Origin of the sequence: Hydrogenophaga sp. NFH-34, from assembly GCF_021401345.1 — a bacterium.
Lineage (GTDB): Bacteria > Pseudomonadota > Gammaproteobacteria > Burkholderiales > Burkholderiaceae_C > Hydrogenophaga > Hydrogenophaga electricum.
This window is the reverse complement of sequence record NZ_JACBGE010000028.1, coordinates 1-23,725: the sequence shown is the minus strand read 5'-3', so window position 1 is coordinate 23,725 and position 23,725 is coordinate 1. Positions and strand designations below refer to the sequence as shown.

The 23,725-nt window shown below is 67.0% G+C and carries 21 protein-coding genes; 16 read left to right on the top strand and 5 right to left on the bottom strand.

Annotated elements, in window-relative coordinates; all coding sequences use genetic code 11:
* Window positions 1-20: 20 nt before the first annotated feature.
* From L0977_RS21710 to L0977_RS21660, 11 genes are all read left to right on the top strand, one after another.
* Window positions 21-995, top strand: a complete 975-nt coding sequence (locus L0977_RS21710) for a mannosyltransferase (RefSeq protein WP_234266979.1) — start codon at window positions 21-23, stop codon at window positions 993-995.
* The gene (locus L0977_RS21705; protein ID WP_234266978.1) at window positions 992-1,612 is read left to right on the top strand and encodes a histidine phosphatase family protein; all 621 of its coding nucleotides are present in this window, start codon (window positions 992-994) and stop codon (window positions 1,610-1,612) included. Before L0977_RS21710 ends, L0977_RS21705 begins: the two co-directional genes overlap by 4 nt.
* Window positions 1,609-2,658 (top strand): glycosyltransferase, encoded by a 1,050-nt coding sequence (locus L0977_RS21700; RefSeq protein WP_234266977.1) that lies wholly within the window; start codon window positions 1,609-1,611, stop codon window positions 2,656-2,658. The genes L0977_RS21705 and L0977_RS21700 overlap by 4 nt, the downstream gene beginning before the upstream one ends.
* Window positions 2,659-2,677: 19 nt before the next feature.
* Window positions 2,678-3,592, top strand: a complete 915-nt coding sequence (locus L0977_RS21695; RefSeq protein WP_234266975.1) for a hypothetical protein — start codon at window positions 2,678-2,680, stop codon at window positions 3,590-3,592.
* 4 nt (window positions 3,593-3,596) lie between these two features.
* Window positions 3,597-5,537, top strand: a complete 1,941-nt coding sequence (locus L0977_RS21690) for a glycoside hydrolase family 99-like domain-containing protein (protein ID WP_234266974.1) — start codon at window positions 3,597-3,599, stop codon at window positions 5,535-5,537.
* Between the two features lie 149 nt (window positions 5,538-5,686).
* On the top strand, window positions 5,687-6,637 hold the full coding sequence (locus L0977_RS21685; protein ID WP_234266973.1) for a glycosyltransferase family 2 protein: 951 nt from the start codon (window positions 5,687-5,689) through the stop codon (window positions 6,635-6,637).
* 2 nt (window positions 6,638-6,639) lie between these two features.
* Window positions 6,640-7,569 (top strand): UDP-glucose 4-epimerase family protein, encoded by a 930-nt coding sequence (locus tag L0977_RS21680; protein WP_234266972.1) that lies wholly within the window; start codon window positions 6,640-6,642, stop codon window positions 7,567-7,569.
* Window positions 7,566-8,126 (top strand): sugar transferase, encoded by a 561-nt coding sequence (locus L0977_RS21675; protein ID WP_234266971.1) that lies wholly within the window; start codon window positions 7,566-7,568, stop codon window positions 8,124-8,126. The genes L0977_RS21680 and L0977_RS21675 overlap by 4 nt, the downstream gene beginning before the upstream one ends.
* A gap of 17 nt (window positions 8,127-8,143) precedes the next feature.
* The gene (locus L0977_RS21670) at window positions 8,144-9,049 is read left to right on the top strand and encodes a glycosyltransferase family 2 protein (RefSeq protein ID WP_234266970.1); all 906 of its coding nucleotides are present in this window, start codon (window positions 8,144-8,146) and stop codon (window positions 9,047-9,049) included.
* 1 nt (window position 9,050) lies between these two features.
* A complete protein-coding gene (locus L0977_RS21665; RefSeq protein WP_234266969.1) occupies window positions 9,051-9,887 on the top strand; it encodes a hypothetical protein in 837 nt (278 codons plus the stop codon).
* A 110-nt stretch (window positions 9,888-9,997) separates the two neighbouring features.
* Window positions 9,998-11,947 carry a polysaccharide biosynthesis protein gene (locus L0977_RS21660; protein ID WP_234266968.1) on the top strand — a complete coding sequence of 650 codons (1,950 nt, stop codon included), beginning with the start codon at window positions 9,998-10,000 and terminating at the stop codon, window positions 11,945-11,947.
* A gap of 10 nt (window positions 11,948-11,957) precedes the next feature.
* Here the strand turns inward: L0977_RS21660 and L0977_RS21655 are convergent, their stop codons facing one another.
* Both L0977_RS21655 and L0977_RS21650 read right to left on the bottom strand, forming a co-directional pair.
* Window positions 11,958-13,247, bottom strand: coding sequence for a leucine-rich repeat-containing protein kinase family protein (locus tag L0977_RS21655; protein ID WP_234266967.1), 1,290 nt, complete (start codon window positions 13,245-13,247; stop codon window positions 11,958-11,960).
* Window positions 13,248-13,317: 70 nt separating this feature from the next.
* Window positions 13,318-15,147 carry a glycosyltransferase family 2 protein gene (locus L0977_RS21650; RefSeq protein ID WP_234266966.1) on the bottom strand — a complete coding sequence of 610 codons (1,830 nt, stop codon included), beginning with the start codon at window positions 15,145-15,147 and terminating at the stop codon, window positions 13,318-13,320.
* Window positions 15,148-15,216: 69 nt separating this feature from the next.
* On the opposite strand from L0977_RS21650, the gene L0977_RS21645 reads away from it, so the two are divergent.
* Window positions 15,217-15,801: a DsbC family protein gene (locus L0977_RS21645; RefSeq protein WP_234266964.1), complete on the top strand. Its 585-nt coding sequence runs from the start codon at window positions 15,217-15,219 to the stop codon at window positions 15,799-15,801.
* Window positions 15,802-15,819: 18 nt separating this feature from the next.
* On the opposite strand, the gene L0977_RS21640 is transcribed toward L0977_RS21645, so the two are convergent.
* On the bottom strand, window positions 15,820-19,809 hold the full coding sequence (locus tag L0977_RS21640) for a response regulator (RefSeq protein ID WP_234266963.1): 3,990 nt from the start codon (window positions 19,807-19,809) through the stop codon (window positions 15,820-15,822).
* A gap of 218 nt (window positions 19,810-20,027) precedes the next feature.
* Entirely contained in the window at window positions 20,028-20,495 is a 468-nt protein-coding gene (locus tag L0977_RS21635; RefSeq protein ID WP_234266962.1) for a MarR family winged helix-turn-helix transcriptional regulator, read from the bottom strand.
* A 49-nt stretch (window positions 20,496-20,544) separates the two neighbouring features.
* Here L0977_RS21635 and L0977_RS21630 point away from each other — a divergent pair, with 49 nt between their 5' ends.
* Entirely contained in the window at window positions 20,545-21,105 is a 561-nt protein-coding gene (locus L0977_RS21630; RefSeq protein WP_234266961.1) for a PaaI family thioesterase, read from the top strand.
* Window positions 21,106-21,138: 33 nt separating this feature from the next.
* Window positions 21,139-21,552 carry a lactoylglutathione lyase gene (gene gloA / locus L0977_RS21625; RefSeq protein WP_234266960.1) on the top strand — a complete coding sequence of 138 codons (414 nt, stop codon included), beginning with the start codon at window positions 21,139-21,141 and terminating at the stop codon, window positions 21,550-21,552.
* Window positions 21,553-21,621: 69 nt separating this feature from the next.
* Here the strand turns inward: gloA and L0977_RS21620 are convergent, their stop codons facing one another.
* Window positions 21,622-22,164 carry an OmpA family protein gene (locus tag L0977_RS21620; RefSeq protein WP_234266959.1) on the bottom strand — a complete coding sequence of 181 codons (543 nt, stop codon included), beginning with the start codon at window positions 22,162-22,164 and terminating at the stop codon, window positions 21,622-21,624.
* A 180-nt stretch (window positions 22,165-22,344) separates the two neighbouring features.
* Between L0977_RS21620 and L0977_RS21615 the strand changes: the two genes are divergently transcribed.
* Together L0977_RS21615 and pdxH are read left to right on the top strand one after the other, a co-directional pair.
* Window positions 22,345-22,947 carry a gamma-glutamylcyclotransferase gene (locus tag L0977_RS21615; RefSeq protein WP_442786661.1) on the top strand — a complete coding sequence of 201 codons (603 nt, stop codon included), beginning with the start codon at window positions 22,345-22,347 and terminating at the stop codon, window positions 22,945-22,947.
* A gap of 28 nt (window positions 22,948-22,975) precedes the next feature.
* Window positions 22,976-23,611 (top strand): pyridoxamine 5'-phosphate oxidase, encoded by a 636-nt coding sequence (pdxH, locus tag L0977_RS21610; RefSeq protein ID WP_234266958.1) that lies wholly within the window; start codon window positions 22,976-22,978, stop codon window positions 23,609-23,611.
* Window positions 23,612-23,725: the final 114 nt, after the last annotated feature.

The following is a 23,725-nucleotide window of genomic DNA, read 5'->3' as shown; positions in this document are numbered from 1 at the left end:
GCCCACAAGAACGACCACCCATGACGACTTCCCCCCGGATTCTGCTGACCACCTACCATCAGGCCTACCTGAAAAAGGGGGGCGGAGAGTTCGAGCTTTTCTCGGTATCGGAAAAACTCAAGCGGCACGGATTGATCGCAGACCTCTACGGCCCCTGGTCCCGGGCGCTGGAGCACTACGACGTCGTGCTGCACTTTTCTGTGCATGGTGGTGGCCTGGACCTGCTGCATCAGGTGCGCGACAAGGGCGTCCCGATCGCCCTGTGGCCCAACATCTGGCTCAACGCCCCGGCCCCGCAGCTCGAACAGCTCGTGCACGAGCACACCGAAGTGGCCGACGTGGTCATCTTCAAGTCGCGCGCCGAGCAGGACATGTTTGCACGCTTCTTCGATCTGCCCGCCCAGAAGGTTCGCAGAGTGATCACGCTGGCCGACAGCATCTATGCACGACCGGCCCCCGAAGGATTGTTCAGGACGCTGTACCAGCTCGACCGCTACGCCATGGGCATGGGCATCATCGAACCCAACAAGAACCAGCTTTCGGTCATCCGGGCCCTCAAAGGCAGCGGCATGAAGCTGGTGCTGGTCGGTGACCATCGAGACGTTGCCTACTACCAGGCCTGCAAACAGGAAGGTGGCGACGAGGTGTTGTTCATCGACGCGCTGCCAGCGCGCTCGGAGATCCTGCGCTCGGCGCTGGGTGAAGCCGAGGTGTTCATCGAATGCTCCCACGAGCCGCCGGGACTCTCGGCCATCGAAGCGGGACTGAGCGGTGCCCGCTTGGTGCTCAGTGACTCCGCCTGGACCCGTGAACATTTTGGCGAGCTCATCGACTACAGCGATCCCGATGACGTGGAATCGATCCGCACCGCCATCCGGGCGGCGCTGAACCGCCCCCGGTCGCCCTCCCCGCTGATTTCCCACCTGGCCCCCCATGGCGCGGACAGCACCATTGGTGCACTCGCGCACATCCTGCAGCAAACCACCACGTCATGAGGCTGACGCTCATCCGGCATGGCCAGTCCGAGGCCAATGTGCAAGGCCTGGTCACCGGCCTGAAAACGTCCGATGGCCTGTCGGCGCAGGGCATTGAACAGATGCGTTGCACGGCGGGTTTGCTGCAGCGTGCTGCGTTCAGGGCAGCGCGGCTGTACACCAGCGATTTCCGGCGCGCGCAACAGAGTGCGGCGCTGGCCTGGCCCGGAGCGACCTTCACCGTCGACGTCCGCCTGGGCGAAACCGATGCCGGTGACGTGGCGGGCTGGCCTCTGGCGAAGTTCCTCGCACAGTGGCCACATTTCTACCGGGACCCCGCCCACTGCTACCCCGGTGGCGAGTCCCACGAAGCCCTGAACCAGCGCGTGCTGTCGTGGCTGGCCGATGTGCGCGCCGCGGACGATACCGACGTTCTGGCCGTGACCCACGCCGGCCCCATCACCTGCCTGCTGCAGCACGCCCTGGGCATCCCGATGAGTGCCTTTCCCGCCCTGCTCGCGCGCAACGCCAGCCTGTCCATCATCGAGTATGCGAGTGCAGACGATCGTGGCAAGGTGCTGGCTTTTTCGCTGTTGCCGGAAGCGTCGCTGTCCGCCTTGATACGCCCCGCACCATGACCCGAAAACTCCGTGTGCTGGCCCTGCAGCGAGAATCGCTGGTGGCGCCGGGCGTGCCATCCCTGTCGGTCGCGGCGCGTGTGACCGAAGTGCTGGACTATCTCCAGGCCGAGGGCCGGGTGGAATACACCTCCATTTCCGAAAACGACCCTGCTGCCAACAACGGCGTGGCCTGGGCGGATGTGCTCATGCTGAGCAAACACGCTTCCGTGGCCGCCCGCGACCTCATCGTCCGGGCCCGGCAACTGGGCAAACGGGTCGTGTACGACCTGGACGACTGGATCTTCTCGTTCCCGAGATACAGCGGCGGCCAGTTGGCGAACGACAAGTCGCGGCTGATCCTGGACATCCTTTCGCAATGCCACGTGGTGACGGTGGCCAACCAGCGCCTCCAGCAGAAGGTCGCGCACCTGGTCCCGGACACCCATCTGGTACCCAACGGCATGTGGGTTGAAAAATACGCGCCGCAGGGGCTGCCAGCCTGGAGCGAAGTGGCCGACAGCAAACGGATCGTGTTCACCAATGCGGACTTTCTCAAGATGGAGAAGTCCAAAGAACTGCTGCTGACCGCATTGCAGGTGTTCTTCATCCGGCACCCGGCGTTCGTGCTGGACTTCTACGGTGACCCGTTCCCGGAAATCGTGTCACTGCCTTTCCTGCATTTCACCAACCGCATGCCCTACGAGCAGTACGTCGGCGCCCTGATCTCGGGCCGGTACCGACTCTCCATCACGCCGCTGGGCGCGGATGAGGACCCCGAGGCGGCAGAATTCAATGCCTGCAAGAACCCCTTCAAATTCCTGAACTACGGAACGGCGGGCGTGCCTGGCATCTACTCGGCATCGCCGATCTACACCGGGTGCATCACCGACCTGGACACCGGCGTGCTGGTGGACAATACGCTGCAAGACTGGATATCGGCGCTCGACAGGCTGGCTTTTGACAGCGCCTTGCGGCAGACCATCCGCACCCAGGCCTTCGAGGACATCCACACCCATCACCATATTCGCTGCAGCGCGCGAAAGCTGCTGGATTGCGCCATTTAGACCCAATCCCACCACACCCATGCCCGACGCGTTTGCTTTGTTTGAATGTCTCTACCAAGAGCGCCAAACGGTCAGCGAGAAGTCATTCACACCGCTTCGCATTCACAACCGGCACCCCGAACGGCGCGAACTGCAGGCCTATGTCGAGGCCTACCGCCAAGGGCGGCACCGGGCGGCCGAAAAAACCGGCCTGTTCTCGCCGAAATTCGCGCTGAAGACCCATCTGACGGTGGCACAGTTCCGGCAGTTTGCGCTCCAGCACGCCGACGCCGACATCTGCCTGGTCAACCCGTTTCCGCAGTTGCGCTACTGGTCCTACAACGTATGGATGCAGGGTGAGCACGCGCACCCTGGCCTGCTGAGCCGCGCCCAGGCCCTGCTCGACGCCGTGGGCCTGGATATCGATCTCCGGAGCGTGCCTCGGCATGGCGCCGAGCTGCTGGCGTACAGCAACTTCTGGGTGGCGACCCCGGCGTTCTGGGAAGCGTACATCGGCGGCTGGCTGGTGCCGATCTCGGACTTCCTCGACCGGCATCCCGACCACCCCGCGGTGGTGGCCATCCTGCAGGGCACCGACCACACCCAGGCCGCTCCCTTCCTGCCCTTCATGGTCGAGCGGCTGCTGAGCAGTTGGCTGTCGCTGCACCCCGACTGGCGCGTGGCGGCCTACCCGATCGAAGCCTCGGCCGTGCGCGAGCAGTACTGCCTGAGTCGGTTCGAACGCCTGCTGTTCGACCAGATGCGCGACGAGGTGGACCGCTGTGACCGGAATGGGCACTTTCCCGACGAAACCCTGTGGCGCATGAACGGTATGTGCGCGCTGTACCAGCAGCATTGTTTCGACTACTACGTGCATCAGCCGCACCCGCACACAGGCCAAGTCGTCAAGCGCCTCGTCCATCCGTCCGATCAGTCCTTCCCCCCTCCGCGCTAATCCCATGTCCGCCAGTGTCCCCCCAGTCAACCGCCTCCGTCGCCTGTTCATCCGGTGCGCCACCCGCGTCCGCCGGGCGCTGGGCATCGGATCGCCGATTCCGGTCGTCGACACGGCCCGGTTGACCGAGGGCTACCACGCCTACCAGGACAACCCGCCCGTCGATCCCTGCGTCAAGGTGCTGGCCTACTACCTGCCCCAGTTTCACCCGTTCCCGCAGAACGACGCCTGGTGGGGCAAGGGTTTCACCGAGTGGTCCAACGTCGGCAAGGCGCAGCCCAACTACGCCGGGCACTACCAGCCGCACTGCCCGATCCACCTGGGTTATTACGACCTGCGCCTGGTCGACAACATGATCGAGCAGGCCCGGCTGGCCCGCAACTACGGCATATACGGCTTCTGCTACTACTTCTACTGGTTCAACGGCACGGTGCTGATGCACCAGCCGTTGGAGCAGATGCTGGCCGACCCGCGTGTCGACATGCCGTTCTGCCTGATGTGGGCCAACGAAAACTGGAGCCGGCGCTGGGACGGCAAGGACGATGACATCCTGATCGCCCAGGAGCACTCGCGTGCCGATTCGCTCGCTTTCATCCGCCACCTGGGCCGGTATTTCCAGGACGATCGCTACGTGCGCGTCAACGGGTTGCCCGTGCTCATCGTCTACCGGGCCAACCTAATTCCCGACATCGCCGAAACCGGGCGTCTCTGGCGCGAAGAAGCCCTGCGCCTCGGCCTGCCCGGCCTCTACCTGGTGGCGGCCCAGTCTTTCGACATCACTTCCCCCGCGCCGTTCGGCTTCGATGCGGCGGTGCAATTTCCGCCCCATCCGTTCCGCCAGTATCCGGACCACCAGCCCGAAGTCACCATCACCAATCCGGCCTTCACCGGGCGGATCCATGGTTACCCGGATGTTGCGCAGCGCTTCGTGCAACGCGCCGATGAACCGTACAAGGTGTGGCGCGCCTGCATGCTGTCCTGGGACAACACGGCCCGCAAACAGGATGGCGCCACCATCTTCAAGGACTTCAGCCTCCAGGGCTACCAGCAGTGGCTGTCCCACAACCTGAACGTCACCGCCCACGACCCTCGGCTGAACGACGACGAGCGCCTGACCTTCGTCAACGCCTGGAACGAATGGGCAGAAGGCTCGCACCTGGAGCCCGACCGCCGGTTCGGCTATGGCTACCTCCAGGCCACCTACGACGCCGTTCAGGACCTCGACAGCCGCTGGGGCATCGTGCCCGGTCACCCCTGGACGCGTCGGCACGACGTGGCCGTGGTGCTGCACCTGCACTATGCCGAGGTGGTCGACCCGTTGCTCGACCAGATCGACCAGGCGTTTCCGGACGGCCAGGTCGATCTGTATGTCACCACCACCGCCAGCGCGCACGGCGCCCGGGTGCGGCAGCGCTGGCCACAGGCCCAGGTGCGTCTGGTGGAAAACCGAGGCCGTGACATCCTGCCCTTCGTGGAAGCCTACCGCCAGATCCATTCGCTCGGTCATCTGGCCGTCTGCAAGGTGCACACGAAACGCAGCGCCTATCGCCCGGATGGCGAACGCCTGCGCCAAGGCCTGCTCGCCCCCTTGCTGGGTTCCGTCGCCACGGTGCAAGCCGCGCTGACACGGTTCCGGCAGGACCCGAAGCTCGGCATGCTCGTGCCCGGCCCCTTCCTGATTCCGGCCACGCGGCGCAATGCCTCGTCGAATCTGGCCAACCTCGACCGGCTGGAGTCGCTGACGGGCGTGCCCTACGGCTACACCGACCTGGCCGCCGGCACCATGTTCTGGTTCCGCCCCGCCTGCCTGAGTCCCCTTCTGACCCTGAAGCCCCAGGATTTCGACCTGGAAAGGGGCCTTGCCGACGGCACGCTGACGCACGCGGTCGAACGCATGATGACCTCCTGGGCCCGCGCCGAGGGCTACACCGTCGCCACCTGCTGAGTCATGCCGCCGCTCGCCCGGCAGCGCTCCCGGGTCAGCGGCGACACACACGGCGAGCACCGGGTGCTGCCATGCCGGACCGGCCGGTCTACAATTTCCGGTTGCGCCCGCAGGCGTTTCCGTCCACCGACCGGTCACAGAAAAACACCGTGAAGCTCATCATCCAGATCCCCTGCTACAACGAAGCCGCTACCCTGGGCATTGCATTGGCGGCCTTGCCGCGGGAGGTCCCGGGGTTCGACAAGGTGGAATGGCTGATCATCGATGACGGCAGCCAGGACGACACCGTCAAGGTGGCGCTGGAAAACGGTGTCGACCATGTGGTGCGGCACACGCGCAACCAGGGCCTGGCGCGCGGCTTCATGAACGGCCTCCAGGCCTGTCTGGAGCAGGGCGCCGATGTCATCGTCAACACCGACGCCGACAACCAGTACAACGCCGACGACATCCCGCAGCTGACGCAGCCGATCGTGGACGGCAAGGCCGACATCGTGGTCGGTGCCCGCCCGATCCAGGCGATCGAACACTTCAGCCCGATCAAGAAGTTCCTGCAGAAGCTCGGCAGTTGGGTGGTGCGCGTGGCCAGCAAGACCAACATCCCGGATGCCCCCAGCGGTTTCCGCGCCATGAGCCGGGCTGCCGCCCAGCGGCTGGTGGTGTTCAGCGACTACACCTACACGCTGGAAACCATCATCCAGGCCGGCCAGAAAAACATGGCCATCACCTCGGTGCCGATCCGTGTCAACGGCGACCTGCGGCCTTCGCGGCTGGTCAAGAGCATCAGTTCCTACGTGCGCCGCAGCATCGTCACCATCATCCGGGTGTTCGCGATCTACCGGCCCTTCCGCTTCTTCGGCTCCATCGGGCTGGCCTTCTTCACCGCCGGCTTCCTGATCGGGTTGCGCTTCGTCTACAAGTGGCTGACCAACGAGCACGGTTACGAAGGGCATGTGCAGTCGCTGATCCTGGCCAGTTCGCTGCTGATCATCGGCTTTCACACCATCCTCATCGCCTTCGTGGCCGACCTGCTGGCGGCCAACCGCAAGCTGATGGAAGAGGTGCGCACCCTCACGCTGGAAAACCGCGACCGCCGCTCCTGATCATGCTGGCCGTCACGGGTGCCACGGGCTTCGTGGGTCGGGCATTGCTGGGACGGCTGGTCCGCGACGGGCGGCCCGTCCGAGCCCTGACACGCTCGGGACCGTCGGCCCCGGGCCGGGTCTGCATCGGCGACATCGGCCCCGACACCGACTGGCGCGCCGCGCTGGCAGGCGTTCGCTGCGTGGTGCACTGCGCGGCGCGCGTGCACGTGATGGCCGACCGCCACCCCGACCCGCTGGCGGCCTACCGCGCTGTCAACACCGCCGGCACCGAACGGCTGGCCCGGCAGGCGGCTCAGGCCGGGGTCCGGCGCCTGGTGCTGGTGAGCACCGTCAAGGTGCTGGGCGAACGCTCCCTGCCGGGCCGGCCGCTGTCGGCCAACAGCCCCGCACAGCCTGAAGACCCCTACGGCCAGTCCAAGCACGAGGCCGAACAGGCCTTGTGGGCGGTGGCCCGCGAATCCGGCCTGGAGGTGGTGGTGGTGCGCCCGCCGCTGGTGTACGGACCGGGCGTCGGCGCCAACTTCCGGGCCTTGATGCGCTGGGTCGCGCAAGGGCGCCCGCTGCCGCTGGGCGCCATCCGCAACCAGCGCTCGCTGGTCGGGATTCACAACCTGGTCGACCTGCTGGTGCGTTGCACCGACCATCCGCAGGCACCTGGCCGTGCCTGGCTGGTCTCCGACGGCCACGACCTCTCCACCCCCGATCTGGTCCGCGCCATGGCCGCTGCCACCGGGCGGCCGGCGCGGCTGTGGCCCGTCCCGGTACCGGCACTGCAACTGGCCGGGCGCCTCACCGGCCGTGCCGCTGCCGTGGCCCGGCTGACCGAGTCGCTGCAGGTCGACATCAGCGACACGGTGCGGCAACTGGACTGGCGTCCGCCGTATCCGGTGGACATCGAACTGGCCCGCACCGCCGAGGCCCTGGCATGAAGCGCGCATTCGACCTCGCCCTGGCGCTGCCGCTGGCGCTGCTGCTGGCCGTGCCGGTGGCGCTGATCGCCTTGGCCGTGCGCCTGACCTCACCCGGTCCGGCCATTTACTGGAGCGACCGCGTGGGCCGGCACAACCGCCTCTTCCGCATGCCCAAGTTCCGGTCGATGCGCATCGACACGCCGGCCGTGGCGACCCACCTGCTGACCGACCCGCAGCTCTACCTCACGCCCATCGGGCCATTCCTGCGCAAAAGCAGCCTGGACGAGCTGCCCCAGCTGTGGAGCATCCTGGTCGGGGACATGAGCTTCGTTGGCCCCCGCCCGGCCCTGTTCAACCAGGAAGACCTGATCGCCCTGCGCACCGCGGCCGGCGTGCACGAACTCGTGCCCGGCCTCACCGGCTGGGCCCAGATCAACGGGCGCGACGAGCTGCCCATCCCGGTCAAGGTGCGCTTCGACGCCGAATACCTGGAGCGCCGCTGCCTCGCCTTCGACCTGAAGATCCTGTGGCTCACAGCGGTGCGCGTGCTCAGCCGCGCCAACATCACCCACTGACGGACGGCCTCAGAACCATGATGCGCCGCCGCCAGCCCTTGCGCCCTGCCGAAGCCGCGCCCCCGGGCGATGGCATTTCCATCGTGATCCGGGCCCTCAACGAAGGCCAGCACCTGGGCACCTGCCTGCAGGCGATCGGGCAGCAGTTGATTCACCGCCCCGTCGAGGTGGTGCTCGTCGATTCCGGCTCCACCGACGCCACGCTCGACATTGCCCAGGCCCACGGCTGCCGGATCGAAACCCTGGCGCCGGGCGCTTTCAGCTTCGGGCGCGCGCTCAACCTCGGGGTGCGCGCCAGCCAGCACCCCATCGTCGTGTCGCTGAGCGCCCATTGCGTGCCCGCCGACGAGCGCTGGTTGTCCTGCCTGGTCGCTCCGCTGCTGGAAGGGCAGGCTGCCATGGCTTTTGGCAGCCATGTGGCCCCCGCCACCAGCCGCAGTTCGGAAATGAACTACTTCGCTTGGAAGTACCGCGGGCCCAGCGGCCTCACCCGGCGCCCGTTGATGAACAACGGCAACGCGGCCTTTCTGCAGGCGCTGTGGCGGCAACACCCGTTTGACGAAGCGCTGCCGGCCCAGGAAGACATGGCGTTCTGCCAATGGCACCAGCACCATGGCCAGCGCCTGTTCTATGTCGCCGAAGCGCAGGTGACGCACCACCACAACGACCGCAACCACGCGCTGTACCGCCGGCTGTACCGCGAACTGGCGGTCGAATTCCACCTGGGAGAACGCTCGCGCAAGGACTTCTTCCTGTTTCTGGCCGCCATGCCCGTGCATGTGGTGCAGGACCTGGCCACCTCCCGCCGCAAACGCGCCATGCTCAAGGCGCTCAAAGGCATCCTGGCATTCCGCGGTGTGCAGGCGGCCGCCTACTGGCGGGCCTGGCAATCGTTCGACCGCTTCATCCACCCCGACCGCTGACGTGACCCTGGGCCTTTTCGAGCTGTTCTACGAGCCGGGCCAACAGCCGCGGTTGCCGGTCCCCTTCCAGCCCTTCGACGCCCGTGGCGTCAACCGCGCCGAGTACCGCGAGCTGCAGGCTTTTCGCCTGTTCGCCAACAGCGACACCTGGGCGGGCCTCGGCCAGAGCGGCCTGTTTTCGCCCCGGTTTCTGGACAAGATGGGCATCGCCATCGATGACGTGCTGCGCTTCGTCGCCGCCCACGGGGAGGCAGATGTCTGCCTGTTCCACCCCTATCCGCGCGAACTCTCGCTGGCGAACCACTTCCTGGAACTGGCCGAACTCGAACACCCGGGCATCACCGACACCCTGCAGTGGGTCTGGAACCGGGTCTTTGATTCTCCCCTGCCGCGGGTGGATGCCTCGGCCGATGCCTTCCTGTGCTGCCACTGCAACTATGTGCTGGGGTCGCCGCGCTTCTGGCAAGGCTATGCACCGTTCGTCGATGCCTACATGCGGCTGCTGGATGCCCCCTCCGGCAACCCCCTGCAGCAACCGACGCCCTACACCCTCACCCGCACCGGCGATCGCACACTGCCGCTGGGGGTGTTTGCCTTCGAACGGGCCCTCAGTCACTACCTCAAACAGTGCGGCACCGGGCTGAAGGTGGTGAACTACGCCTTCAGCGGCCTTTCGTGGCAGGCCCCCGAACTCTTTGCCGGCGAAGCGGCGCTGGTGGACCGGTTGCAGGCCGGCATCCGGACTCCCGCGGGCTCCGGCGAACCCGAAGCACAACGCCGCCGCCAGGCGGTGCGGCATTATTTCGAGCACCGACGGGTGGCTTTTCAGCCCGGATGACCCCTGTGGTGGCGTCACCATACAACGCCTGACCGCGACCAAACGGTCAAAAAATAGGGCCGGGAGAGGCTGCAGGCGTAAAATCAGCCAGCTTCACGACACACCTGCCCATGCCCATCCACCGGCTCGCCCTGCCCATCCTGGGCATGCCCCGTGCGGCCAAACGCATCGTGGTCCTGGCGGTAGATGCCTCCCTGTGCATCCTGACCGTCTGGCTCGCCTACTACCTCCGTCTGGGCGAATGGATCACGCTCTCGGGTGATCCCGTCTGGCGCCCCATGTGGGCCGTCGGGGCCTCGCTGCTGCTGGCACTGCCCATCTTCATCGTCAACGGCTTTTACCGGGCCATCTTCCGGTACGCCGGCCTGACCGCGCTCATGACCGTGGTCAAAGCCATTGGCGTCTACGGTCTGGTCTACGCCACCATCTTCACCGCTTTCGGCATACCGGGTGTACCCCGGACCATCGGCCTGATCCAGCCCGTGCTGCTGCTGGTGCTGGTGGGCGCCTCGCGCATGCTGGCGCGCTTCTGGCTCGGCGGCATCTACCGCGACCAGTTGCGCACGGCCGCACTGCCCAAGGTGCTGATCTACGGCGCGGGCAATGCCGGCCGCCAGCTCGCAGCGGCCATGGCCAACAGCCACGAAATGCGCGTCATCGGTTTTCTCGACGATGACGACCGCCTGCACGGCCACGTGCTCAATGGCCTGGCGATCTACAGCCCCGCCGACCTGCCCAGCCTGGTCAACACCCTGAAAGTCAGCACCGTGCTGCTGGCCATTCCGTCGGCCAGCCGCCACCGCCGCAACGAACTGATCACGCGCATGCTGCAGGCCCATGTGCAGGTGCGCACGCTGCCCAGCGTGAGCGAGCTGGCGCAGGGACACGTGGGCACGTCCGACCTGCGCGAGCTCGATATCGACGACCTGCTCGGCCGCGAGCCGGTGCCGCCCAACCACATCCTGCTGGGCAAGAACATCGCCGGCAAGGTGGTGATGGTGACGGGTGCCGGCGGTTCGATCGGCAGCGAACTGTGCCGCCAGATCCTGGCCATCGAACCGGCGGTGCTGCTGCTGATCGAGCAGAGCGAATTCGCCCTGTACGAGATCCACCAGGAGCTGGAAAAACGGATCACGGCGGCCAGCAGCCCGGCCCGTCTGGTGCCTTTGCTGGCCTCGGTGCGCGACGAAGAGCGGCTGCGCGAGATCATGGCCGCCTGGCAGCCCCAGACCGTCTACCACGCCGCGGCCTACAAGCACGTGCCCCTGGTCGAGCACAACCCCATCGAAGGCATCCGCAACAACAGCCTGGGCACCCTGGTGGCGGCCCAGGTCGCGGCGCAGGCCGGCGTGAGCGATTTTGTGCTGGTGAGCACCGACAAGGCTGTGCGCCCCACCAATGTCATGGGCGCCAGCAAGCGCCTGGCCGAGATGGTGCTGCAAGCCCTGACCGAGACCCACCCCCGGACCCGGTTTTCCATGGTGCGGTTCGGCAACGTGCTGGGTTCGTCCGGCTCGGTGGTGCCCAAATTCCGGCAGCAGCTCCGAGATGGCGGCCCGATCACGCTGACCCACGAGGGCATGACCCGGTATTTCATGACGATTCCCGAGGCCGCCCAGCTCGTGATTCAGGCCGGCGCCATGGCGCGGGGTGGCGACGTGTTCGTGCTGGACATGGGTGAGCCCGTGCGCATCATGGATCTGGCCCGCCGGATGATCGAGCTGTCGGGCCTGACCGTGCGTGACGCGCAGAACCCCGAAGGCGACATCGCCATCCAGGTCACGGGCACCCGTCCCGGCGAGAAGCTGTACGAAGAACTGCTGATCGGCGACAACCCGCAACCGACCTCCCACCCGCGCATCATGAAGGCGCACGAGGAGTTTCTCGCCTGGGAGGTGCTGCAGCCGCGCCTGCTGGCGCTGCAGGAAGCCCTGGACCAAGGGCAGGTGCAACTGGCGCGCGATCAGTTGGCAGGTCTGGTGACCGGTTACACCCCCGACCGCGAACTGGTGGACTGGGTGCTGCTGGCCTCGCGCCGGCAAGCGACAGCCGGACACTGACGGCACACGGTCAGGCCCGCCTCAAACGCTCCCGGCACATCGCCATCGTGGGGCGCTCAGCGGGGTCTGTCTGCAGGCAAGCATCGGCCAGTTGCTGCAAAGACGCGCTGGTGGCGCTGTCCAACACGCCCGATGCCAGTTCCTCCACCAGGCAACCAAACGCACGCACCTCAAGGGCCATCATCTTCCCGGCCAAGTCGGGGCAATGCATGGGCAGGCGCGTGGCCGCCCCCAAATCGCAGAGGATGGCCTGGCCGGTGGCGGAGTCCCAGCGGATATTGTGGGCGTACAAATCACCGTGCATCACCCCGTGTGCATGCAGGTGCGCGACCGCAGAAGCCACGTCGCCAGCGAGGCGCCAGGCTTGTGCAGCCCCGATCCGCCACGGCACGGGGTAGACATCGCGCGTGCAGCGCTCAAGGCTGGGTGGCGCGGCCAGGTCTTGCCATGCGGCCGGCAGCAACGGCATCAGCACCCCCTTCCGGTGTTCCGGATGCCCCTGAAGCTGCGCCACGGGCGTCATCACGGCAGGATGGGCAGCCACACCAGCCCCCACCAACAGCTCATCGTCCGGCAAGCCATCGCTACCCATGGTGCCCTTGAACAGTTTCAGCGCCAGATGGGGCCGACAGCCGGCACGGACTTCGAACACCTCGCCAGAAGCCCCTTCGCCCAACCGATCGCGCACAGCGAGTTCGGACCAATCCACCTTCGGCAAGGCATCGCTGGCGGAGCCGGCCTCGCTACACGGATTGCCGGCCAGCGCGAGCCAGGCCAGACGGGGCAATTGCCCCAATTCGGTGGGCCAGCGACCCAACTGGTTGGCGGCCAGACGCAGCAGCTCCAGCGCCGACGCTGCGGCCAACGTCTCGGGCAAACCACACAGGCGGTTGCCCGTGAGCATGAGCTTCTGCAGATTCGGCATCAGCCCCAGGCGCTCGGGCAACCGTTCGAGCAGGTTGTCGGTCAGCACCAGGGAACGCAGCGAAGCGGGCAAGCTGGCCGCCGGCACCAGGCCAATCCGGTTGGCCCGGAATCCCACGGTTTCCAGGGAGGGGCAATCGCCCAGGGATTCCGGCACAACCGTGAACCGGTTGTTCGAGGCGAAGAGCACGCGCAGGCGCTTCAGCCGTCCCATGTCGGGCGGCAAGGCGTCCAGGTGATTGCCCGTGAGGTTGAGCACCTCCAGGCTGTCGGCCAGATCAAACACTTCGGCCGGCACCTGCGTCAAGCCGCAGGCCAGATCGAGACGGCGGGTCCCGGCCAGGGCACCACTGCGCAGTTGTTCGAGGGTGTGCATCAGGTCAGCCGGCAGGCGCTCTCAAGGACAGCACAGACCGACAGCCTGAGCAGCGGTGTCAACCCGAGGCTCAAGCGCCATGGGCCGTTGGCTGCCGATCGCCTTGTAGGTTCTGCGAGGAGCCTGGCGCAGCCGAACACCCCGGACTCATGGGCTGTGCGCCTTCGGCACTCGCTTCGGCGGCGCGCGGCTGCGCCGCGTGCAGAACCATCGCCGAATCGGGCGGCGCGGCCAAATCGAAGACCGCGACAAAACCACAATCCAGGGCGGCCAGCGGGTGGCAGGCCTGCACGTCAGGCCGCTCCACGCGCTGCAGCATGTGCGCTTCGACCACGAGGGAGCCGCTGCGCAACCACAGCCGCTCGGCCGGCTGGCAGCGATCCAGCAGCACCCAGCCTTCTGCCTGATAACGGCCATCCCGCACACGAACCTGGTCGACATGCCCGGTCATGCGGTTCGGAACCTCCGTTGCGCCCATGGCCAATGGAGACGTGTGCCCCCCACAAGCCGGAATGCCCCGCACCGACCACGGCCGCTCCAGAGACAGCGCGGCCACGTCCAGGCTGGCGACAAAACCACAGCCCAGGTCGCCATCCGGGTAATGGTCGAGCACATCGGGGCGCGCCACGGCGTTCACCAGCGGGACCGTCAACGCCGTCACCCCATCACTCACCAGCAGGGCCGACACCGCCTGCTGATTCCAGGCCAGCGCCCACCCGCGCAGCATGACCACATCCCGCTCAATCCAGAGATCATCCACCTGACCGACCGCCGGCCATGTCACGGACGTGGGTACCGAGCCCGATGGCAAGAGACGAAGCACGCCGGCCAGACCCGACAAGACCTCTGTGCACGTCGCCAGTTCGTGGTCAAGCTGCCGACAGAAGCTCACGTGGAGGTAATCCCTCATCACGCCAGTCCCCAGGGCCCCCGGTTTTTGCGCGGCCGAGCGGACCCCAGGGTCCTTCAAATGCAGCAAGGCCTGGCTCTTCATGAGTTCCAGCAGTTCGTGCACAGCATCAACGGCCTCGGGCGACGGCGGCCGACGGAGGAATCGCGACAGCATGCCCTCATAACCCACCAGGCAGCCCAGGTAGTTGGACAACGTCGAGCGGGAGGTCATGATCGAGCCCGGCCGGACACGGCGGCGGAACCATTTGTGCGGCAGCTCGCGCACCCGCTGCGCCGCCAGGCACACTTCGAAGGTGAACAGATTGTCTTCGTGCAAGCCTGCTTCCGGATACCGGATCGCGGCCGTTTCCAGCAATTCACGCCGAACCAGGTAGATGCAAGGGGAACACCTGTACTGGCCTTGCGCGACCTTGCGCGCCAGAAACCCCTCGCCCGTCATCGTCTCCGTCGGACCATGCTCGCCGTCGAAATAGGTGAACATCTGCGGCCGTTGCGCCCGCATTTCAGCATCACCGAACGACGAAGCCCCGAACCACAGGGCGTCCAACTGGTGCTCATCGGCTTCGGCCACGGCCTGCGCCAACGCCTCGGGAGCGAGCAGATCGTCGCTGTCAAAGCAGTAGACATACCGGCCACGGGCCACCGACAGGCCGGCATTGCGCGCGGCACCGGGTCCGCCATTGGCCTGCCGGATGACACGGATCCGGGGGTCTTCCGCCTGAAAGCGCGCCAGGATGTCGGGACAGGCATCGGTCGACCCATCGTCGACGCACAGCAGCTCAATGTCCTGCAGGGACTGCCCGAGTATCGACTCCAGCGCAGCCGGCAGGTACGGCGCAGCATTGAACACCGGCATGATGACGGACACGAGGGGCACAGAGACTCCGAAAACAAGAGATGGGACCGCCCGGCAGCGTTGGGGGCGAACGGCGATATTGTCGCTTTTCTCGCCCCTCGAGCAGCCCTCAAAAGGCCAGGGGTTGCGCACCCGCCAGCCGGAAAGGCCCGTCCGGTTCTGCGATGATCGGGCCTCTATCCGCTTCCATTGCGCTGCGCCATGAACACCCGTTTGTTTGCCCTGTCCCTTTCTCTGGCAATGGCCTTGGGACTGTCCGCCTGCTCGCGCGAAGAGTCCGGCAGTGCTGCCACCGCCCCAACCATCGCCACCCCGCAAGCCTACGAGGCCGTGGCAGCGCAAGGCAAAGGCTTTTCGGTCGGCGCCCTGATGAGCGCCCAGACCGTGTACGTGCTGTTCGACCCACAATGTCCGCACTGCGCCCACCTGTGGCAGGCCGCCCAGCCGCTGCTGGGCCAGACGCGCTTTGTCTGGATTCCGGTGGCCATTCTGGGACCCAAGAGTCTCCCCCAAGGTGCCGCGCTGCTGCAGGCTGCGGATCCGCAGGCCACCATGACGGCGCACGAACAGTCGGTGCTGGGCGGCAGCGGTGGCATCGCGGCATCGGCCAGCATCCCGGCCGAGGTGGAACAGGCCATCCGCGCCAACACCACCCTGCTCGGCCAGTTGGGAGCCGATGCGGTGCCGTTCATCGTGGCCCGCCACCGCCAGAGCGGACAGGTCGTGACACAGGCCGGCGCCATGGCCACCGATGCGTTGGCCCGGTTGATGGGCGCGACGCCCTGACCGGGGCGCCTGCCGCCGTCAGAGCGGGACCGCGTCCCGCCAGTGTTTGAGCACCGTCCGCAGGGCGTCGGCATCCACCGGCTTGTGCAGGACACCGAGCGAACGGATGCCATGGGCCCGCAGCAGGTGTTCCGCCGCCACAGGCAGGCGTGAGCGGGCACTGCACAGCAGCACGACCGCGCCTTCAAAGCGCCGTTCACCCAGGCAGCGGATCACCTCCAGCCCGTCCATCTGCGGCATCAGCAGATCGAGCAGCAGCAACACCCGGCGGGTATCGGTGGGCGGCAGGTGCTCCAGCAGATCGCTACCGCGCAGGAAAGTCTGCGGCAGCGGCCCTCCCACAGCCTGAAACGCCGCCAGCAGGCCCGTCAGCACAGACGGTTCGTCGTCCACACACAGGACCGATTCGGTGCTCGCAGGCCCCAGCAAGGGTTCGACCCGCTCGCGCAGGCGGGCCACCGCACCCGATACCTGCCCGGCCAGTTCGGCCGCCACGTCGGAGCGTCCCTCGCGCACCGCCGCCTCCAGTTGTTCAAACAGATCGCCCAGTGCCATGGCCCCGGTGGCTCGCGCCGACGACTTGACCCGGTGCGCCGTGGCACCCACCGCTTTCCAGTCCTGCGTTTCAACACCGCGCTCCACCTCGGCGAGCGCCCGGTCCGCGTTCGCCATGAACTGTTGCCGCAGCTCCTGCAGCACCTGGGGGTCGTCCCCCACCAGGCGGGGCAGAACGGCGGGGTCATACACCTTGTCCGGCCGCTCGACGACAGCCTCGGCCGTGGGCATTGCTCGTCCCTGCCCACCCATGTCGCGGGCAAAAACCCCGGCCATCACCTGCTGCAGGCGCTCCATGGCCACCGGTTTGGTGAGGTAGGCGTTCATGCCGGCTTCCAGACAGCGCTCACCTTCGCTGCCCAGCGCGTTGGCCGTCAGCGCGACGATGGGCAGTGGCTCGCGGACGGAGCGCGCCGCTGCCTCTTCGGCCCGGATTGTGCGGGCCAGTGTCAGGCCGTCCAGCCCCGGCATGTACAGGTCGGTCAGCAACAAGGCATAGCGCGCGGGCTCGCGGCGCCAACAGGCCAGGGCCTGCTGCCCGTCGGAGACCACTTCGCTGCGCAGCCCCATGCGGTCCAGCTGGTGGCGCACCACCTTCTGGTTGATGTCGTTGTCTTCCGCCACCAGCACACAGCGCTCGCCCACCAGCGCCTGCAGATCGAGCAGGCCGGCGTCGAGCAGGTTCTTGCCGCCCTGACCCGCATCGCTGTCACCGACGCCAGTGGCCGGTTGCCGGCCACTGGCCATGGCGACAGCCTGCACGAGATCGTCCCGGTGCAGGCCATCGATGGACAGTGCCACCCGATCGTCGGCGAGCCGCCGGGGCAGATCGCGCGGCTGCCACCGGAGCAGCACCGTTGCCATCCCCGGACCGGGTTTCTGCCACAGGCCCATGGACTCCGGAACGATCAGCACTTGCGAGGGTGCCGGCGCAGCCGGCCAGGTGGCGGTATCCGGCGCCATCAGGTGCACCTGCGCGCCGGCCGCGTGCAGGTAGGCGGACCAGTCGGCCAGCACCTCCGTGTCGTCGTACAGCAGGTGGCACTGCACACCCGTCAGATCGGCCAAAGGTGGTTCGGATTCAGTCACCAAGGGCTTGAGCGGCAGATCGACGATGAAGCTGGACCCTCGGCCCGCCTCGCTCTGCACCACGATGCTGCCCCCCATCGCCCCCACCAGCCGCTGGCAGATGGCCAGCCCCAGCCCGGTGCCGCCGTACTGGCGCGTGGTGGAAGCCTCGCCTTGCACGAACGGGCGAAAGATCCGCTGCCGCACTTCGCCCGACATGCCGATGCCGTTGTCGCGCACCAGCAGCCGCAGGCCACCGCCCGGCGCCGGCTGCGCCCGCAGCGACACCCGACCCGGCCGCTCCAGGCCCGACGAGAACTTGATCGCATTGCCAACCAGATTCAGCACGATCTGGCGCACGCGCGAGGCATCGCCCATCCAGCGGGGATCCAGCCCAGGGTCGACAAAGGCGTGCAGCCGCACCCCCCGGGCCGACGCCACAGGCTGGAGCGCGTCGCAGGCTTTTTCGAGCACGCGGCGCAGCTCGAAGGGCGCCGGGGCCAGCTCCAGCCGGCCGGCTTCGATCTTGGAGAAATCGAGGATGTCGTCGATCAGCGTGAGCAGCGCCTGCGCCGACTCGCGGATCGTGTCCACCAGATCCTGCTGGTGGGCGTCCAGCGTCGACAGCTGGAGCACGTCGGCAATGCCGATCACCCCGTTCATCGGGGTGCGGATTTCGTGGCTCATGGTGGCCAGGAACGCGCTCTTGGCATGGCTGGCGGTTTCGGCCATCTGCTTGGCGCGCTCAAGCTCCTGGGTCCTTTGCGCCACCAGCTCGTCCAGGTGCTCGCGGTAGCGGCGCAGGTCCTCGCCCATGCGGCGCTTTTCGGTGACGTCTTCCTTGACCGCCAGAAAGTGCGTGATCCGCCCGGCCGTGTCCCGCACCGGGGTGATCACCGCAAACTCGATGTAGTGCGAGCCGTCCTTGCGCCGGTTGTTGAAGAAACCCCGCCAGGGCTTGCCCGCCATCAGGTTCAGCCAGAGGTCGCGGTAGCGCGAGGTGGGCGTCAGCCCCGACTGCAGCAGCCGCGAATTGCGGCCGATCAGTTCGTCCCGGGCATACCCGGAGGTCACCACCATGGCCTGGTTGACGTACTCGATGTTGGCCGCAAGATCGGTGATGACGATGGCCTCCGATGCCTGCTCGGCGGCCTGGGACAGCCGGCGCAGCCAGTTGCTTTCGTCTCGCCGGTGGCTGGTGTCGGTCAGCACCACCACCTCCACCCCGTCGGCGAGGCGCTGGCGGCGCTCCTCGATGGCCCTGAGCCGCCCGGCCGGGTGCCAGTAATCCCACTCCACCACGCGCCCGTCCCCCAACGGCCGACGCAGCCCCCCAGGCATCGAAGCATCACCGGCCCTCAGGGCCGCCAGCTCACGCCCCTGGAGCTGCACGCGTGTCAGCCCGAGCAGGTGCTCGGCCTGGAAATTGGCGTCGGTGATCGCCCCCTCGGCGTCCAGTTGCAACACCGCCAGCGGCAGTGCCCGGAGCACCGAATGGGCCGACACCGCCTCCGATGTCAGCGCCTCGGTCAGGTCCAGAATCACGCCCTGCAGGGTGCCACCCCGCTCCTCTCCGGCCGGCACCGGCCCGCCGCTGTCGCGCACCAGGCGCCAATGCCCGTCGCCGGCCCGCAGGCGGTAGCACAGATCGAACGGCTCGCCGGCCCGCCGGCAGCGCGCCAATTCGTCCAGCACGCGACCGCGGTCCTCGGGATGCAAGGCATCGGCCCAGGCCTCGGGCTGGGCCAGCCATTGCTCGGGCTCATAGCCCAGCCGCCGCAAACGGGAACTGACGTACAGCATCGACCGCGTGGGATCGAGCGCTGCCCGGTAGACGATACCGGGCATCTGGTCCAGCAAGGCCCGGTGCTCGCGCTCGCGGTGGCACAGCTGCAGCCACTCCCGTTGCCGAAGGAACCACTGCGCCACCCCGTCGGCCAGGTCGGTCAACAGGCGGACTTTCGACGGATCGGGGGATCGCGGTTGCGGGGCACCCAGGCACAGCGTGCCGACCACATGGCCGTCGACACGGATCGTCGCACCGGCAAAAAACCGCAACGACCAACCCGCAATCCATGGCACCTGTTCCCCCAGCACGGGATCGAGGGCCACATCCCGCACCACCAGCACGCCCCCCTGGCGGGCGGTCTGTACGTGAAACCGCAGGTCCACCGGCAACACGCCCGCTTCGACCCCGTGCACCGCCACCGCCCAGTGCCGGTCGGGGCCCTCGACGAACACGGCCGCCACGGGGCAGTCCCAGGCATGAGCAGCCAGCCGAACCAGGCCTTCGAGCGTGGCATCGGCATGAGGCTCCAGAGGCGCCAGCGACCGCAGGGTGTTCAGGCGATCGTGTGCTTCGGCAGCAGACGGAAGGTCAGACATGAAATGAAAGCGGCCAGCCTGCACAGGTTCCGCCCATGCCGACGCCCCAACGATAAGAATGGTGGCCGGCGCCTGAACGCCGCCCGAATAGTTTCAATCCGTAACAACTGCAAGGATGCCACACCTGCGCCCCCTGTGCGCAACACCGACGAGCGCACCGGCAAGGATCGGGCAAAAACAGCGTTCGGAGGCGGACCGCGGCGCGCCGTGCAGGCGGATCAGGCCGTCATCAAAGCCAGTGATTCGTCCAGCAACCGGTGCAAGGCCTGCACACGCTCAGGCCCGAGCGTGCTGTTGACACTTTCCTGTGCCGCGCGCCAACGGCGCTGGGCCTCCGCCCGTTTGGCCGCACCCGCGGGCGTGGCTTCGATCAGATGGCTGCGGGCATCGGTGCCCTGCCCTGTCTGCAACCAGCCGGCGGCCAGCAAAGGCTGAAGATTGCGCGACAGCGTGGACGGACTCATGCGCATGAGATTGGCCAGATCGACCGCCTTGAGCGGCCCGCTTTTGACAACGCAGGACAGCAGGGCGTACTGCGTGGCCTTCAGGCCCGCCCCGGACAGCGCCACGTCGTAGCGCTGCGTCACCACCCGCATGAGCTGGCGCAGTTTCAGATTGGTGCAGCCGGTTGGCCGGGCCCCGGATGCCAGCGTTTCCGACCCTGACACGGTGGAGACAGTGTTCATCGGATTTATTGTATCTACAATGAATGCATATGCAACTTATTGATCACACATGACCACCGCCCTGCTCGACACCTGGCTGCACGAAGAAACCGAGACCAACCGCCTTCTGGCCGCCGGCCCCGGACCGGGTGTGGCCACGCCGGCCCAGGTGGCCGGGCGCAATGGCCTCGAACTCATGCAGGCCATGCTCCGTGGCGAACTGCCTTACGCCAGCATCGCGCGCACGCTGGACTTCATGCTGATCAGCGTCGCCGAAGGGACTGCCGTGTTTCAGGGCATACCCGGCCCCCACCTCCTCAACCCCATGGGCACCATCCACGGCGGCTGGTTTGCCACCCTGCTCGACTCGGCCCTGGGATGCGCCGTGCACACCCGCATGCCCGCCGGCCGGGGCTACACCACCGCCGAGCTGAGCGTGAACATCGTGCGCGCGCTCACCCCCCAGGTCCCGCGCGTGCGCGCCATCGGCAAGGTCCTGCACTGCGGCCGCCAACTGGCCACCGCCGACGCCCAGCTCGTGGGACCCGACGGCACGCTCTATGCGCATGCCACAACGACCTGCCTGGTCTTTGATCTGCCCAGCCGCCCCGCCAGCGCCACCGCCCCATAATCGCGCCTTTTCCTTCCCGACAAGGACACCACGATGCGATTTCTGCACACCATGCTGCGCGTGGGCAACCTCCAGCGCTCGATCGACTTCTACACCCAGGTGCTGGGCATGCAACTGCTGCGCACCTCGGAAAACCCCGAATACCAATACTCGCTGGCATTCCTCGGTTTTGAGGGTGGCAACCCGGGCCAGGCCGAGATCGAGTTGACCTACAACTGGGGCACCGAGAGCTATGACATGGGCACGGCCTACGGCCACATCGCCCTGGGCGTGCCCGATGCCTATGCAGCCTGTGAAAAGATCAAGGCGGCCGGTGGCAACGTCACCCGCGAAGCCGGCCCGGTCAAGGGCGGCACCACTGTGATCGCCTTCGTCACCGATCCCGACGGCTACAAGATCGAGCTGATCCAGCGCGACGACCAGCAGACCGGGCAAGGGCTGCGCTGAGCCCCCCCGCTGCGGTTGACGCAAAAAAAGCCCGGCAGTTGCCGGGCTTTTTTCTGGGAGCGCTGCAGCTTATTCAGCGATCAGCACTTCCACACGCCGAGCCTCGGCCGCGTTGCCCGATCCGGTGGTCTCTTCGGGCTTGCGCAGTTCGACGCTGGACTCGGGAACGCCCGCGGCCACCAGCGTATCGCGCACCGCCTGGGCCCGCTGCTTGGCCAGCTCGGCGTTCTGCGCCTGGCTGCCCGTGCTGTCGTGGAAACCGGAGATCACCAGCTTCTTGCCTGCTTTGGCTGCAGCGATGGCATCGGCCAGCGCGTCCACGGCGCCCGCCGCCAGATCGGCCTTGCCGGAGGCGAAATAGAACTTCACCACGCCGTTTTCGATCACCACGGCCGCATCGTCACCCACCGCCGCCGGGGCCGGAGCCACCACGGTTTCCGTCACGACCACGGCCACCGCGGGTGCAGCCTCGGCACCGGCGTCCGCCGCCGCCCCACCCGAGCGGACCTTGTGAATACCCACACCGACCGCCAGGCCCACCGCCAGCAAAATGGCCGAAATCAGCACCACGGCGACAACGCGGATGTCCTGATCGTTATCTTGGGAAGACATGCAGAAAACTCCTTGCAGAATAATGAGGGCAGCAGGACTCCCGCTGCGGAAAACACCCGATCCGGCGAACCCGCCGAACCTGCCGCCCATGAATAAAAAAGTCTGACGGCCAACCGGCGATTGTAAATGCCCGCATCCGACACCCTTCGTGCCCCACCCGCGCCGCGCCAGCCCCGCCCCATGACCTGGGTGCCTGCCGAACGCGACGGCGCGGCGATGATGGCGCAGACCCTTGCGCAATGGCGCAGCCTCGGGCCGCGCGCCGACCTGTGGGTGTTCGGGTACGCCTCGCTGGTGTGGCGCCCCGAGTTTGCAGCGGCCGAATCGCGCATGGCCCGTGTGCATGGCCACCACCGCTGCCTGCAGATGTGGAGCCGCGTCAACCGCGGCACCCCCGACTGCCCCGGCCTGGTCTTTGCCCTGATGCCCGGCGGCAGTTGCACCGGCCTGGCGCTGCGGCTGCCGCACGACGAGGTGGAAGCGACCATGCCCCGGCTCTGGGCCCGCGAAATGCCCAACCCGGTCTACGACCCCAAATGGCTGCTGTGCGACACGGCACAAGGCCCGGTGCGCGCGCTGGCGTTCACGCTGTCCCGCCGCAGCCCGAGCTACACCGGTCCGCTCGACAGCGAGCAGTACCGCGACATCTTCGCCCGCGCCCGCGGCCGCTACGGCTCCACGCAGGAATACGCCCGGCGCACCCACGAAGGCCTGCTCGCCCACGGCATCGAAGACCGGGCCCTGGCCCGCCTGCTGCAACTGGCTGAACCGGCCACCCCCTGACCGCCCTGCACGCTCACCATCACCTGCCATGAACATCGCCGATCTGCGCAAAAGTTACGAAAAAGCCGAGCTCAGCGAGTCCGCATCCCGTGCCGACCCGCTGCAGCAGTTCGATCAGTGGTTGAACGAGGCCATTCACAGCGAGGTGCCCGAACCCAATGCCATGACCCTGGCCACCGTGGGTGCCGACCTGCGCCCCAGCACCCGCGTGGTCCTGATCAAGGGTTACGACGCGCGGGGCATCGTCTGGTACACGAACTACCAGAGCCGCAAGGGCCAGCAACTGGCCGGCAACCCCTACGCCGCGCTGCAGTTCCACTGGGCGGAGCTGGAACGTGTGGTGCGCATCGAAGGCCTGGTCGAAAAGGTCGGCGCCGAAGAAAGCGACGCGTATTTCCAGAGCCGCCCGCTGGACAGCCGGATCGGAGCCTGGGCCAGCCCGCAAAGCGAGGTGATCGACAGCCGCGCCGTGCTGGTGAGCAACGCCGCCAGATACGGCGCCCAGTTCCTGCTGCAACCGCCGCGCCCGCCACACTGGGGCGGCTACCGCCTGGTGCCCGATCGCTGGGAATTCTGGCAAGGCCGCAAGAGCCGTCTGCACGACCGGCTGCGCTACACCCGCCAGGCCGAGGGCAACTGGCTGCGCGAGCGCCTCGCGCCCTAACAGGCTGTTGAAATTCAGCGTTTTCGAGTGAAAGCACTACCTTCCGATCAGCGTCTGCGGCAGATGACTTGTTTGGTTGGCACTTGAAGCAGCCTTGCAGTGCGAGCAATCGCT

Coding starts and splice junctions, on each gene's coding strand:
- L0977_RS21710 (WP_234266979.1), top strand. CDS start 21: ATGACGACTTCCCCCCGGATTCTGCTGACCACCTACCATCAGGCCTAC.
- L0977_RS21705 (WP_234266978.1), top strand. CDS start 992: ATGAGGCTGACGCTCATCCGGCATGGCCAGTCCGAGGCCAATGTGCAA.
- L0977_RS21700 (WP_234266977.1), top strand. CDS start 1,609: ATGACCCGAAAACTCCGTGTGCTGGCCCTGCAGCGAGAATCGCTGGTG.
- L0977_RS21695 (WP_234266975.1), top strand. CDS start 2,678: ATGCCCGACGCGTTTGCTTTGTTTGAATGTCTCTACCAAGAGCGCCAA.
- L0977_RS21690 (WP_234266974.1), top strand. CDS start 3,597: ATGTCCGCCAGTGTCCCCCCAGTCAACCGCCTCCGTCGCCTGTTCATC.
- L0977_RS21680 (WP_234266972.1), top strand. CDS start 6,640: ATGCTGGCCGTCACGGGTGCCACGGGCTTCGTGGGTCGGGCATTGCTG.
- L0977_RS21675 (WP_234266971.1), top strand. CDS start 7,566: ATGAAGCGCGCATTCGACCTCGCCCTGGCGCTGCCGCTGGCGCTGCTG.
- L0977_RS21670 (WP_234266970.1), top strand. CDS start 8,144: ATGATGCGCCGCCGCCAGCCCTTGCGCCCTGCCGAAGCCGCGCCCCCG.
- L0977_RS21660 (WP_234266968.1), top strand. CDS start 9,998: ATGCCCATCCACCGGCTCGCCCTGCCCATCCTGGGCATGCCCCGTGCG.
- L0977_RS21655 (WP_234266967.1), bottom strand. CDS start 13,247: ATGCACACCCTCGAACAACTGCGCAGTGGTGCCCTGGCCGGGACCCGC.
- L0977_RS21645 (WP_234266964.1), top strand. CDS start 15,217: ATGAACACCCGTTTGTTTGCCCTGTCCCTTTCTCTGGCAATGGCCTTG.
- L0977_RS21640 (WP_234266963.1), bottom strand. CDS start 19,809: ATGTCTGACCTTCCGTCTGCTGCCGAAGCACACGATCGCCTGAACACC.
- L0977_RS21635 (WP_234266962.1), bottom strand. CDS start 20,495: ATGAACACTGTCTCCACCGTGTCAGGGTCGGAAACGCTGGCATCCGGG.
- L0977_RS21630 (WP_234266961.1), top strand. CDS start 20,545: ATGACCACCGCCCTGCTCGACACCTGGCTGCACGAAGAAACCGAGACC.
- gloA (WP_234266960.1), top strand. CDS start 21,139: ATGCGATTTCTGCACACCATGCTGCGCGTGGGCAACCTCCAGCGCTCG.
- L0977_RS21620 (WP_234266959.1), bottom strand. CDS start 22,164: ATGTCTTCCCAAGATAACGATCAGGACATCCGCGTTGTCGCCGTGGTG.
- L0977_RS21615 (WP_442786661.1), top strand. CDS start 22,345: ATGACCTGGGTGCCTGCCGAACGCGACGGCGCGGCGATGATGGCGCAG.
- pdxH (WP_234266958.1), top strand. CDS start 22,976: ATGAACATCGCCGATCTGCGCAAAAGTTACGAAAAAGCCGAGCTCAGC.